Source organism: Streptomyces sp. Tue6028, assembly GCF_002300165.1.
In the GTDB taxonomy this organism is placed as follows: domain Bacteria; phylum Actinomycetota; class Actinomycetes; order Streptomycetales; family Streptomycetaceae; genus Streptomyces; species Streptomyces siamensis.
The window spans coordinates 84,409-96,356 of sequence record NZ_MLCE01000002.1 but is presented as its reverse complement, the minus strand read 5'-3'; the positions used below and the strand labels follow the sequence as shown (position 1 = coordinate 96,356).

The window sequence follows — 11,948 nt, the reverse complement described above, 5'->3', positions numbered from 1 at the left end:
GGGACCCGCGGACAGCGTGTTGTTCGGGCCCTTGCGGAAGGTGCTGCCGATCGGGTGGATCGGCGGGAGGTAGACGACGTCGAAGCCCATCGCGGCGATCGCGGGCAGGCGTTCGGCGGCCGTACGGAAGGTGCCGTGCACGGCCGGATCCGACCGGCCGCTCTCCGACCGCGGGAAGAACTCGTACCAGGACCCGTACAGAGCGCGCTCACGCTCCACCAGCAGCGGCAACGGCTCCGAACGGGTGAGCCGTTCCCGCAGCGGGTGCTGCGCGAGGGCCGCGTCGGCCCGCGCGGTCAGCGCGCCGGCGAGCCGCTCCCCGGGTGAACGGGACTCGTCGCGCAGGGCGTTCGCGGCGGCGGCCACCGCGTCCCGGTGCGCTCCGTCCGGCATCGCGGCGGCGGCCCGCTCGTACAGTTCGGCGCCCTCCTCCAGGACCAGCCCCGTGTCCATCCCGGCCGGGATCTTGATCTCGGCGGCGCGCCGCCACGCGGTCACGGGATCGCTCCAGGCCTCCACCCGGTAGGACCAGTGACCTGCCTCCGACGGTGTGACCTCGGCGCCCCAGCGGTCGCTGCCGGGGGTCAGTTCCCGCATCGGGGTCCACGGGCCGGGGGACCCGGCGGGATCGCACAGCACGACGTTGGCGCCGACGCAGTCGTGGCCCTCGCCGAAGAGGGTCGCCGTGATCCGGAAGGTCTCACCGGCGACCGCCTTCGCGGGGCGTCTGCCGCAGTCGACGACCGGCCGTACATCCACCAGGGGGATACGGCCGGTGTGCGTGTTCGCGTCCATGGGTCCTGCCTCCGACGTCTTGGGTTTCGCCTCCGCCCCATCTGGGCCCGATCGTGTGATTCACACTCCTGCGGGAACGTCCTGCAGGTAGTGCTCGGCCGCGTCCGCGGCCTCCCGTGCGCAGCGCTTCCCCATCAGGACGCACAGGGTGTAGCCGGTGTTCTCGAAATTGCCCCGCACCACATGGTCGGCGGGGGCGGCGAGCAGCAGGCGTTCCCAGGCCCGGTATCTCTCCAGATGCCTGGCGACCTCGGGTTTGGCAGGCAGCAGCATCACGCCGGTCACCTTCCCACTCATCGGACCGTGCACGGCTTGCCTGGCTGGCGGGTGAAGGCCGTACACGCAGGGGCACCGGTCCCCCGTGGAGACCGACGCCCTCACTCATGGTGCCTGTGCGGACACCCAGCGTCTTGTTGGCTCTTCAACAACATTTGGCGCCCTCTCGAGTTGCGCGAATGGAGTAGTGCTCTCACTCTGAGACTGACTCAGAAGCGATCACCGCTCACGCTTCGTGTTCGGGGCTCGGCCCATCCGGGCGAGAAGAAGCGGGAGCTTCGCCGGTGAGGAGCCAACGACGATGAAACCTGCAGTGCCCTGCTACTACCACCTCGACGTAGAGGTCAGCCCGGAACGAGTGGGACAGGTCAAACGCATCCTGGCCGCGCACCTCCGGTACTGGAACCTGGAGATCCTCGTCGAGTCCGTCTGTCACTGCGCCGAGGCGCTGCTCCGGACGATCGAGGAGCATGCCGCGGACAAGAACACGACCATCGAGATGTGGTGGAACGGCCAGCACCTCATCACCGCCGTCTCGGACAACAGCCAGGACATCGGCCCGCACAAGGCGCCGCAGGGCTGCCTTGCCCAGATCGCCGCGCTGAGCGACGGCTGGGGCTGCTGCGCCACAGGCGCCGGCGGGAAGATCATCTGGTTCTCGTGGCGGGCGCGGGCCGCCGAGCGTGCCCCGCTGGTCCCCCCGGCCCCCGCCCCGAGCCTGCGGGAGGCCCGACGGACGCCCCGCCATATCCCGCTCCCGGAGCCCGCGCTGTCGGTCTCGCGGGACAAGGTCGAGGCGGTCGCCGCCCTGGGGTGATCCCCTGACGGCGCCGGACCACCCGGCCACCCCGAACGCCGAACGCGTCGATCCGGCACGGATCGACGCGTTCGGCGTTCCCGCGGCGGGCGGGCCGTTCGAGCCCGGTGGCGGGGCCTGCTCGGTGCGGCCGGAGACCAGAACAGGCACGAGGCGCGCAATGGGGGGAAACTGGAGCCGGGGCCCGGACCTGGCGCCCCCGGAACCGGTCCCCAGACACGGGGGATGCACATGTCCACTACACCGGCACAGGCTGCACGGCAGGAACTCCCCGGATTCCAGGGGACGTTGATCGGCCCCGACGATCCCGGGTACGACGAGGCGCGCGCCGTCTACAACGCGATGATCGACCGCAGGCCCGCCCTGGTGGCGAGTTGCGCCACTCCCGAGGACGTCGCCCTGGTCATCGGCTTCGCCCGGGACCACGACCTTCCGCTGGCGGTACGCGGCGGCGGCCATCACGGCGCGGGAATGGGAACGTGCGACGACGGGGTGGTCCTCGACCTCACGCCGATGAACGACATCGAGGTCGATCCGCAGGCCCGTACCGCACGCGTCGGCGGCGGCTGCCGTCTCGGCGAGGTCGACCGTGCCACCCACGAGCACGGGCTCGCCGCGCCCAGCGGCATCATCTCCACGACGGGCGTCGGCGGCATCACGCTCGGCGGCGGCCTCGGACACCTCACCCGCAAGTGCGGACTGTCCATCGACAACCTCCTCGCCGCCGATGTCGTCCTGGCGAGCGGGGAGAAGGTGCGCGCGAGCGCGGACGAGAACCCCGACCTGTACTGGGCGCTCCGCGGGGGCGGCGGGAACTTCGGAGTCGTCACCTCGTTCCTGTTCGGCCTGCACGACGTGAACACGGTCGTCGCCGGCCCCACCTTCTGGCCCGTCGACATGGGCGCCGAAGTCCTCACCGCCTACCGGGACTTCATCCCGCACGCGCCCCGCGAACTCGGCGGCTTCTTCCTGTTCACCTCGGTGCCGCCCGCGCCGCCGTTCCCGGAGGAACTCCACCTGCGCAAGGTGTGCGGGGTCATGTGGTGCCGCATCGGCGACGACACGGACGCGGCGGCCCGGGACATGGCGCCGCTCCTCGACGCCCTGCCCGAACCGCTGCTGCACGGCCCGGCGCCGATGCCGCACCCCGCGCTCCAGTCCGCGTTCGACGGGGTCTACCCGCCCGGCGACCAGTGGTACTGGCGAGCGGGTTTCATCGACGCGCTCCCCGCCGAGGCGATCGACCTGCACGCCAAGTTCGGTGCCGAGATGCCGACCTGGAAGTCCACGATGCACATGTACCCCATCGACGGGGCCGTGCACGACCACGCGCCGACGGACACCGCGTGGAGCTACCGCAGCTCCGGCTGGTCGGCCGTCTATGCGGGTGTGGACCCCGACCCGGCCAACGCCGACCTCGTCAGGCAGTGGAGCGTCGACTACTCCGACGCCTTGCAGCCGTACTCCGCGGGCGGCGGCTACGTGAACATGATGATGGACGAGGGCCAGGATCGGGTGCGGGCCAGCTATCGCGACAACTACGCCCGGCTGGCCCAGGTCAAGGCCGCGTACGACCCGGGCAACGTGTTCCGCCTGAACCAGAACATCCAGCCGCCGCAGGCCTGATCACGGTTTGCGGGCAACGCCTCCGTGGACGTCCGTGAGCTCGGGCGAGGTACCCGGCTCCGGGCGCCACAGCGGGCACGACACGATGCCGGGCTCGATCAGTTCGAGGCCTTCGTAGTAGGCCGTGATCTGGTCGGGGCTGCGCAGCACGTACGGAATCGCGCCGGTGTCGTCGTACCCCTGCTGGGCCTCCTTGAGCGCCGCGTCGGTGTCCGTGCTGTCGTAGTGCACGAAGTAGCTGCCGGAGGGCAGGGCGGCCTGGAGCCGGCGGACGATCGACTTGGCCTCCTCGTAGTCCTGGATGTGGCCCAGGATGCCCATGAGCATGAGGGCGACGGGCCGGTCGAAGTCCAGGATGCGGCTCGCCGTCTCGATGATCTTCTCGGGCTCGTGCAGGTCCGCGTCGATGTAGTCGGTGACGCCCTCGGGCGTGCTGGTGAGCAGCGCCTGCGCGTGACGGAGCACCAGCGGGTCGTTGTCGACGTAGACGATGCGGGACTCCGGTGCCACGCGTTGTGCGACCTGGTGGGTGTTGTCGTACGTGGGAAGGCCGGTGCCGATGTCGAGGAACTGACGGATGCCGCGCTCCTCGGCCACGAAGGTGACCGTGCGGATCAGATAGCCGCGCGAGGCGCGGGCCATCGTCTCGATGTTGGGGGCGACTTCACGGTAGGCGTCGCCCGCCACCCGGTCGACCTCGTAGTTGTCCTTGCCGCCCATCCAGTAGTTCCAGATGCGGGCGGAGTGCGGCACCGTGGTGTCGATCTTGGACAGCGCCTCTTGGTCGGGGGTGGACTGGCCGTCTGCCATGGGAAGTCTCCTGCCGTGCGTCACGCGGTCGGTCATCAACTTATCGTCAACGTCTTTGTATAACAGCCGAGTTGAGAGATGGAGGGAGGTGCGGGGGCGCGGACCGGGCGGCCCGGGTCCATGGTGTCGAGGGTGATCACGGGGACGTGCTGGGAAAGGGTGCGCAGGGCCCGCTCGTACGCGTCGACCGCCTCGGTGTCGTCGGCCTCGCCGGTGACGTGCAGGAGGGCGCCGTCGCGTTCGGCCACCGCCTCCGCGAAGTCGAGCGCCTGGATCCAGGTGACCCGCGAGCGCCCTCGGCGCAGCGGCCCGTAGACCAGTTCATGGACGAGACTGCCGTCGATGGCCAACCGGCCCGGGGCGGCGAGGAGTTCACGGTACGGCTGGGTGGGGTCCACATGGTGGAGGTGTCCGCGCGAGCGGCGGATCAGGAATCCCTCCCGGGCCAGGTCCGCGATCAGACCGCTCCTGCCGATGCCGTCGGGGCCCTCGACGACCAGCGTCCGGCAGCGCGCGAGGGCCTGGTGGAGGATCATCCCCGCACCCACTCCCCTCCTGCACCCTCCTGGACGAACGACGCCACCAGTGTGAAGGCGACAACCCGCACGCCGGGAGTGTGCGTGCGGGTTGTCCGGTTGTGCGGGCGTAGTGGTGCGGGGCCGGTGCGGAACGCGGCACTCCGTCAGGGCCGCGGGCCCGGCGGGTCTGCTGCGGCCCCGTGCGGTGCCGCGGCTCAGGCGATGAGGAAGTCGGCCTGGCCGGACTTGGCGCCCTGGAGGAACGCGATCATCTCGTCGCGGGAGTAGACCAGCGCGGGCCCCTCGGGATCCTTGGACTGACGCAGGGCGACGCTGCCGTCCGGCAGCCGCTTGGCCTCGACGCAGCTTCCGCCGTTCGTGCCGCTCCAGGGCTTGACCCAGCCCTCGGTTCCCAGTTCGGCGGCGGACATGCCGCTGTGGACGGATCCCATGGATCACAACTCCTTACGCAGTTCACCCAGGATGGCCCTGGTCCGAGCGACCGGTTCCGCCTGCACGGACATCCGGTCCAGTACTTCGAGATAGCTGACGACGTCGTCCGGCCGGTCGACGTAGACCGCGCCGGCCAGGCTCTCCGTGTAGACGACGTCGGGGAGTTCGGAGAAGCCGAAGCGGAAGTGGTGGAAGGGTCCGAACGCCCCCGGGTGCGCACCCACGCCGAAGCGCATGATCTGGATCCGGACCTTCGGCATGTCCAGAGCCTCGTGCAACCGGTCGATCTGGGCGCGCATCACCTCGGCTCCGCCCACCGGCCGGCGCAGTACCGTCTCGTCCAGAATGGCCCAGACGGCGGGCGCGTCCGGCTTGGCGAGCAGGTCCTGACGTTTGACCCGCAGGGCGACGCGGCGGGCGATCTCCTCCTTCGACTCGTTGGGAAAGCCGACGCGCATGAGCGCGGTGGCGTACTCGTGCGTCTGCAACAGGCCGGGAACGTAGTGGGGTTCGTAGAGGCGGATGACGCTCGCCTCGCTCTCCAGGCTCACGTAGGCGCTGAACCACTCGGGCAGTACGTCGCGGTACTTGTACCACCACCCCGGCTGGTTGGCCTCCCTGGCCATCGCGAGGAAGTCGTCGATCTCCGCGGCCGGCACGCCGTACGTGTGCAGCAACTCCCGCACGTACGGGATGCGGAGTCCGACCTCGGCCTTCTCGATCCGCCGCACCGTCAGGGGAGTGACCTCGATCGCGCGTGCCGCGTCCTCGAACGACACGCCCGCCTGTTCCCTCAGGTGACGCAGTCGTTTTCCGAGGACCATTCGCAGGACGGTCGGCGCGCTGCCGCCAGGGCGGTTCTCGCTCACGTCCTACCTCCCGGGACGGCTGTCACAGCGTGCAGTGTGCCACGCGCTTCCTGACAGAGACAGGGCGATGCGAATCGTTCTGAAATTATCAGAACGCAGCTTGCACGTTGAGTCTGTCGGCGACCATAGTGATCGAGTGACCTGTCGCACATTCGGCTTCGGTCACAGACAACTGCGCCCTCGGGTAAGGGACATGACGTCCCGCCAGACGAGCCGACCGGCGCAGCCGCACGCGGACGTGAGGCGAGACGGGGATGGCCACCGTGACCGACGGACAAGCAAGGAACGCCGGCAAAGCCCCCGCCGGGGGCAACAAGGTGCTGGCGGCCACCCTCAAGGAGGCCGGCTGTTCCTACGCCTCACTCGCCCTGCGGGTCAACGAGCTCGGGCGCCGTCAGGGCACGGACTCCCACTACGACAAGGCGTCGGTCACCCGCTGGCTCCAGGGTCAGCAACCGCGCGGCACCACGCCGGAGTTGATCGCCGCCGTGCTGTCCGAGCGGCTCGGCCGCGCCGTGTCCCCCGCGGACCTGGGCTTCCATTCCGATCAGCAGCGCCCCGTCACGAGCAGGGCGCTCGTCTATGGCGAAGACGTGGCAGAAACCCTTCACACCCTGGCGGAACTGGGGTCCACCGACATCTCCCGCCGCAGCCTCCTCGGCTCGGTCCCCTTCGTGGCCGCCGCACTGACGAATCCCCAACGCGCATGGCTGCTGTGGCTGCTGGAGCAACAGGAGTCCGGGCGTCCGACGCCGGCGGCGAGCGACGGACCGGTCGAGCAGGTGCACGCGATGATCGCCATGTTCGACCAGATGGACAACCACTACGGCGGCGGTGGAGTGCGCACCAGCATCGTGCACTACCTCTCCACCGAGGTCGTCCCCATGCTCCAGCGCCGGGGCACGCCGTCCCACCTGCGCCGACAGCTGTACGCCGCCGCCGCGCGCCTTGCCGCGATGGCCGGCTGGAGCTCGTACGACGCGGGGGAGTACGGCCTGGCGCAGCGCTATATGACGCAGGCACTGAGACTGTGCGCGGAGGGCCGCGACCGGGTGCTCGGCGGTCAGATCCTGGCCGGCCTCTCCCACCTGGCCACCAACCTCGGCCGGCCGGACGAAGGGGTGGCCCTCGCCCGCGCGGGGATCGTCACCGCGCAGGGAGCGGGCAGTCCCCTGGGGCTGATGCGCCTGTACGCCATGGCCGCCCGCGGTCACGCCGCGCAGGGCCGCCACGGCGAGGCCTCCGAGGCGCTGCGCCTGGCCGACCGGCAGCTGGAGGCGAGCAAGGGGCCCGCGCAGGAGTCGGTGTGGGTCCGCTATCTCGACCACCACTATCTCCAGGCCGAGTCCGCCCTGTGCTTCCGCGACCTGGGTCTGGCCGCGCAGGCGGAGCGCACGGCGAGCGAGTCGCTCAGTGCCAACCCCGACCGGCGTCGGCGCCAGGCCATCAGCCGCTCCGTCCTGGCGACCGCACATCTCCAGCAGGACCGTCTGGACGAGGCGGTCGGCACCGCGACCGAGGCGCTCGACACCCTCAGCACCGTGCACAGCGAGCGGTCGATCCAGGCCCTGCGGGACTTCCGCAGGCGGCTGGAGCCGCGCCGTCACGAGCCCGTGGTGCAGGAGTTCGAGCGCAGGTCGCGTGCCGTGCTGGGGGTGGCGGCGTGACCCGGGACCGGGGCGCCGCCGGTCCTCCCGGTGAGTCGGTCCCCGATCCGGTGCCTCAGTAGCCGTCCGGGGACGGCGCGTTCTGAGCCCGGTCCACCGGCAGATGGGCACCGGAGATCCCGCTCGACCAGTCGGACAGCAGGAACGCCACCACCCTGGCGACCTCCTGCGGTGCCACCGGCCCGCCGCCCGGCAGCTCCGCCGCGACGAAGTGGGCGAACGCCTCGGGGTCCTCCCGGCGCATCCGGTCCCAGCGCCGGCCCGGGATGAGCATGGAGCCGGGGGAGACGGCGTTGACCCTGATGTTGTCCGGGCCGAGCTCCCGGGCGAGCGAGGCGGCCAGATGGATCTGCGCGGACTTCGCGACCCCGTACTGGGCCGGCGGACCCGGCTTCCAGCCGGAGATCGACGAGATCACCACGACCGAGCCGCCGCCCGCCGCCCGCAGGTGCGGGACGGCCGCCCGTACCAGCCGGGCCGCGTGGCCGACGTTGACCTCCCAGGTGGCCGCCCAGTCGTCGGGGGCCGCCTGCTCGATGCCGCCGCCGCGGGACCCGCCCGCGCAGGCCACCACTCCGTCCAGCCCGCCGAAACGTTTCGCCGTGGCCACGACAAAGTCTTCCAGTGAACCGGGCGCGGTGACGTCGAGCGGCCGGGTGAACGTCTCGGCGTCCAGGGACGCCGTCAGTGCCTCCAGGTCACGGGCCGTGCGGGCGCAGGTCGCCACCCGCGCGCCCTCGGCGGACAGCAGCCGCACGATCTGCTCGCCGAGCCCCCGGGTGCCGCCGGTGACCAGTACGCGCTTTCCGCGCACGCCGGACCACCCGGTGTCGCCTTCCGCGTACACCGCCGTCCGCCCCCCGTCCACGTTCCTCACGCGATCGAACATACATCCCATGCCACTACGTGCTTGCAACCGGACAACCCGAATACCCCCTGGTCGCCCGGCTACTCCGGCGTGTTGGCTGCTGGGGCAGCCATCCAGACCGACCCCCCACCCGTGCTGCCTCCGAAGGAGGATCGATGACGGCATCCAGGGCGCATCGCCGCGGGCCGTCGCCCTCACTGGCGGATGACGTCCACGCGCGGCTGCCCGACGGCCGCGCGTCGGCGTATGACGACCACGGGGCGGACGACCTGACGCCCGCGGCGCGGCCCCGGCCCTCGGAGGCGGCGGCCGACATCCCCCTCACCGCGGTGCCCGCCGTGCCGCTCCTGGCATCGGCGTCCGGGGCGATCCCGGCGCCGCCCGTGGACCAGGCCCACCTCCTGCGCACCACCGTCCCGGCCCACCCCTCCCGCTCGCCACGCCTGCGGGCGATGGTCACCGAACACCTCAGGAACCTCCGGCTCGCGCCCGAGCACCTGGACAACGCTGTCCTCGCGACGGACGAACTGTTCGGCAACGCCCTCAAGCACGGCAGCCCCGACCGCGGTGACACCGTGACCGTCACCGTCGAGTACACCCGGTGCGAGCTGCGCATCACCGTCGCCGACCGCTCGCCCTTCCTGCCGCGGCCGCGCACCGCGGACGGCGCCGAGGAGTCGGGGCGAGGGCTGGCCATCGTGGCCGCCCTGACCGACGACTGGGGCGTGGCCCCGCCCGACCCGGGCCTCACCGGCAAGAAGGTGTGGTTCACGCTGGTGCTCCAGGGACTGCCGTGAACCGATCGCCGACGCGCCCGGCGACCGGCTCGGAGGGGCTGTCCGTTCCTCCGGCGGTCGACGGGGAGGCGCGGCCCGCGACGCCCAGGGCAGGCGTGGCACCGCTCGCGTTCCCGGAGGTCGGCCGACCCGCGCGGCCCGCACCCTCGCCGCCCGACGGCGTACCGCTCGCGCCCGCGGCGGTCTGCGAGCCGCGGCGGCCCTTGCCCGAGTCTGCGCCTGCGTCTTCGGCGATCGGCGGCGAGGCGCCCGCGTCCTCGGAGGCCGCCGGCAGGGAGACGGCCTCGGGGCTCGGCCGGCGGACGCGGTCCGACCCCCCGGTGGGCGCCGCGGCGGCGTCGCCCGGGCTCACGACCGAGCGGCCGATGGTTCCGGCACTCGCGGCGGCGCTGGCCGCGGAACTGCTGCGCCGGGTGGACGAGGAACGACGCCTGATGCGGCAGGCACGGACGGCATCCGGCCCTCGGTGGCACCCCGCCCTCGCCCGGTGCCGTGAGGACGGTGCCGAGGCCCTCGCCACCGTCGTCCACCGGTACGGCTGGCCCGCCGCCGACCTGGTCGGCCTGCCCGCTTCCACGGCGGCGCTGATGATCCTGCTGCACGCCCCCTGCCTGGACTTCCAGCTGAAGTGCCGCGACCTGATCGCCGACGCCGCGGCGGACGGGCGCTGCCCCGCGCTCCACCACGCGTACATCGCCGACCACTGTGCCGTGGAACTGGGCCGGCCCCAGTACTACGGCACCCGCGTCGACCCCGCGACGCTGCGCCCCTACCCCGTGCGCCGGCCGCGGACCCTCGACGAGCGCCGGCGCGACGTCGGCCTCGGCCCCCTCGACGAGCAGCTCCGCCGGCTGCGGGCCGGTGGATGAGACGCCTTCGGACGTGATGTGCAGCACGCGGGAAAAACTCTCCGCGGCGGTCGGGGAAAGGTTCTGGCTGCGCACGGCTTGATCGCCGATCAAGAAAGGTGAAATCCCTGGCCACGGCACGTTCGGCGCATTTGACACCTCATTGGGGCCACAGATAGGAAAAGCCCTCTGAAGTGGAGAGGTGGACTGTGCGCGAGCCGAACGTGGTCGGGGACTGGCAGGAGTACGACGAGCATGCCGGTCTGCGTGTCCGCGTCCATGGAGTGGAAAAGGCGGAGCCGCCGCGGGGACGCGACGACGCCGCCGACGGACTTGCCTACTTCGCTTTTCGAGTGACGGTCGAAAACCGCACGACCGAGCATTTCGGGATCCATCTCGAAGACGGCCAGATCGACATCCGCATCGGCGCGGACGGCGAGAGCGCCTTCCTGGACTGGCGGAACTCTCAGTTCATCGAGGGCTTCGACGTCTACCCGCTGCGCCGGGCCACCGCCGTCCTCTTCGCCGCGGGAGCGGAGGCGTTCCTGCACCGCGTGGACATCCAGGTCCAGCTGAAGGTCGACGACGAGTGGACCGAGCGGTACCTCTGGGCGGGCGGCATCGACCCGTACGAGACCACGGTCGAGGCGGGCGCCCGTCCCGACACGGCCCGGGACAGCCTGGCCTGCCAGGTGAGCAACTTTCTCCGCGGGGAAGCCGAGTCCTGAGCGGCGACGGCCAGGGCCCGTCCGACGATTCCCGCCTGCCCGACGACGCCAGAAATGGTCGGGCAGAGGCCCTAGCGCTCCCCGGCCGGATTCCCCTCCACCCACTGGATGAGGAGCTGACGCACGTACGGGTTGCCGTCCTGCGCGGCGTGCGCCAGCCGCTCCGCGCTCGCACGCGCGGCGCGCCACTCCGCGGGGGTGTCCTCGTCGTGGGCGTGGTCGGCGGCGGCCAGCGCGTCGGCCGCGAGCCGGCGGAGATCCTCGGACAGATCGTCGTCGGCGGCGGCGCGGTACGCCTCGATGCGCAGCCCCGCCATGTCACGGGAGGCGCTGTCGGCGGCCGCCGGGGGCTGGGCGTAGCCGCTGACCGCGATGACCGCACAGAAGGCGGACACGTCCTGGCGGCTCTGACGCTGCCCCTTCGCGATGGCGGGGGCGAGCCACGAGGGGGCCTTCCAGTGCAGGACCGCGGTGGCCGCGGCGAGTGCGACGGCCAGCAGCACCACCGGGATCCATCCGCCCAGGAACCACCCGACCGGGCCGAGCACCAGAAAACAGACAGCGCTGCACATCCATATGCGACGGCGGCCGAGCCTCAGGTGTCGTGGATCCATGGGGCTCAGTGTCGCAGGCACACCGTTGCCGTGATGAGGCGGCGGGGCGATTCCCGCCCGGCCGTGCCACGGGTCCTGCGGCCGGCCGCGCGGTGGGTGTCGCTGCCGCCCGCGCCGGCCGGAGGCACGTTTCAGGTCGGCGAGCGAGTCGGTTCCCGCCGACACGTGCGGACGACAGCCGGCGGACGCTGTGCGTCCACGAGGTGACGCGACGCCTCGTTCGGGTTCACTCGCTCGACTCCGTTTCTGCATGCGGCTTTTG

General features: G+C 71.5%; 13 protein-coding genes and 1 pseudogene. 6 read left to right on the top strand and 8 right to left on the bottom strand.

What is annotated here, in order from left to right; all coding sequences use genetic code 11:
• The coding region (locus BKI49_RS00675) for a maltotransferase domain-containing protein (protein WP_143658345.1) at positions 1-795 on the bottom strand (795 nt) is incomplete at its 3' end.
• Between the two features lie 81 nt (positions 796-876).
• A pseudogene (locus BKI49_RS00670) lies at positions 877-1,068 on the bottom strand (DUF5133 domain-containing protein); the annotation flags it as partial.
• 304 nt (positions 1,069-1,372) lie between these two features.
• Between BKI49_RS00670 and BKI49_RS00665 the strand changes: the two are divergent.
• Positions 1,373-1,888, top strand: coding sequence for a pep a2 (locus BKI49_RS00665; RefSeq protein ID WP_095932156.1), 516 nt, complete (start codon positions 1,373-1,375; stop codon positions 1,886-1,888).
• A 231-nt stretch (positions 1,889-2,119) separates the two neighbouring features.
• Positions 2,120-3,514 carry an FAD-binding oxidoreductase gene (locus tag BKI49_RS00660; RefSeq protein WP_095932379.1) on the top strand — a complete coding sequence of 465 codons (1,395 nt, stop codon included), beginning with the start codon at positions 2,120-2,122 and terminating at the stop codon, positions 3,512-3,514.
• Here the strand turns inward: BKI49_RS00660 and BKI49_RS00655 are convergent, their stop codons facing one another.
• The 4 genes from BKI49_RS00655 to BKI49_RS00640 form a co-directional block, all read right to left on the bottom strand.
• Entirely contained in the window at positions 3,515-4,324 is an 810-nt protein-coding gene (locus tag BKI49_RS00655; RefSeq protein ID WP_095932155.1) for an SAM-dependent methyltransferase, read from the bottom strand. It lies immediately after the preceding gene.
• A gap of 35 nt (positions 4,325-4,359) precedes the next feature.
• Positions 4,360-4,860: a hypothetical protein gene (locus BKI49_RS00650; RefSeq protein WP_095932154.1), complete on the bottom strand. Its 501-nt coding sequence runs from the start codon at positions 4,858-4,860 to the stop codon at positions 4,360-4,362.
• Between the two features lie 197 nt (positions 4,861-5,057).
• Positions 5,058-5,294, bottom strand: coding sequence for a DUF397 domain-containing protein (locus BKI49_RS00645; RefSeq protein ID WP_095932153.1), 237 nt, complete (start codon positions 5,292-5,294; stop codon positions 5,058-5,060).
• A gap of 3 nt (positions 5,295-5,297) precedes the next feature.
• Positions 5,298-6,164 (bottom strand): helix-turn-helix domain-containing protein, encoded by an 867-nt coding sequence (locus BKI49_RS00640; protein WP_257004562.1) that lies wholly within the window; start codon positions 6,162-6,164, stop codon positions 5,298-5,300.
• 254 nt (positions 6,165-6,418) lie between these two features.
• On the opposite strand from BKI49_RS00640, the gene BKI49_RS00635 reads away from it, so the two are divergent.
• Positions 6,419-7,831, top strand: a complete 1,413-nt coding sequence (locus BKI49_RS00635) for an NsdA family TPR-like regulatory protein (protein ID WP_095932151.1) — start codon at positions 6,419-6,421, stop codon at positions 7,829-7,831.
• Between the two features lie 55 nt (positions 7,832-7,886).
• Here the strand turns inward: BKI49_RS00635 and BKI49_RS00630 are convergent, their stop codons facing one another.
• Positions 7,887-8,699: an SDR family NAD(P)-dependent oxidoreductase gene (locus BKI49_RS00630; protein WP_257004573.1), complete on the bottom strand. Its 813-nt coding sequence runs from the start codon at positions 8,697-8,699 to the stop codon at positions 7,887-7,889.
• A 155-nt stretch (positions 8,700-8,854) separates the two neighbouring features.
• Between BKI49_RS00630 and BKI49_RS00625 the strand changes: the two genes are divergently transcribed.
• From BKI49_RS00625 to BKI49_RS00610, 3 genes are all read left to right on the top strand, one after another.
• A complete protein-coding gene (locus tag BKI49_RS00625; RefSeq protein WP_095932149.1) occupies positions 8,855-9,496 on the top strand; it encodes an ATP-binding protein in 642 nt (213 codons plus the stop codon).
• A 365-nt stretch (positions 9,497-9,861) separates the two neighbouring features.
• Positions 9,862-10,365, top strand: a complete 504-nt coding sequence (locus BKI49_RS00615; protein WP_095932378.1) for a DUF6624 domain-containing protein — start codon at positions 9,862-9,864, stop codon at positions 10,363-10,365.
• Positions 10,366-10,553: 188 nt separating this feature from the next.
• Positions 10,554-11,072, top strand: a complete 519-nt coding sequence (locus tag BKI49_RS00610) for a hypothetical protein (RefSeq protein ID WP_095932147.1) — start codon at positions 10,554-10,556, stop codon at positions 11,070-11,072.
• Positions 11,073-11,143: 71 nt separating this feature from the next.
• Here the strand turns inward: BKI49_RS00610 and BKI49_RS00605 are convergent, their stop codons facing one another.
• Positions 11,144-11,686 (bottom strand): hypothetical protein, encoded by a 543-nt coding sequence (locus tag BKI49_RS00605; protein ID WP_143658341.1) that lies wholly within the window; start codon positions 11,684-11,686, stop codon positions 11,144-11,146.
• Positions 11,687-11,948: the final 262 nt, after the last annotated feature.

Bases quoted from the DNA above. Each gene is read 5' to 3' on its own strand.
- BKI49_RS00665 (WP_095932156.1), top strand. From the start codon at position 1,373: ATGAAACCTGCAGTGCCCTGCTACTACCACCTCGACGTAGAGGTCAGC.
- BKI49_RS00660 (WP_095932379.1), top strand. From the start codon at position 2,120: ATGTCCACTACACCGGCACAGGCTGCACGGCAGGAACTCCCCGGATTC.
- BKI49_RS00655 (WP_095932155.1), bottom strand. From the start codon at position 4,324: ATGGCAGACGGCCAGTCCACCCCCGACCAAGAGGCGCTGTCCAAGATC.
- BKI49_RS00650 (WP_095932154.1), bottom strand. From the start codon at position 4,860: ATGATCCTCCACCAGGCCCTCGCGCGCTGCCGGACGCTGGTCGTCGAG.
- BKI49_RS00645 (WP_095932153.1), bottom strand. From the start codon at position 5,294: ATGGGATCCGTCCACAGCGGCATGTCCGCCGCCGAACTGGGAACCGAG.
- BKI49_RS00635 (WP_095932151.1), top strand. From the start codon at position 6,419: ATGGCCACCGTGACCGACGGACAAGCAAGGAACGCCGGCAAAGCCCCC.
- BKI49_RS00625 (WP_095932149.1), top strand. From the start codon at position 8,855: ATGACGGCATCCAGGGCGCATCGCCGCGGGCCGTCGCCCTCACTGGCG.
- BKI49_RS00615 (WP_095932378.1), top strand. From the start codon at position 9,862: ATGGTTCCGGCACTCGCGGCGGCGCTGGCCGCGGAACTGCTGCGCCGG.
- BKI49_RS00605 (WP_143658341.1), bottom strand. From the start codon at position 11,686: ATGGATCCACGACACCTGAGGCTCGGCCGCCGTCGCATATGGATGTGC.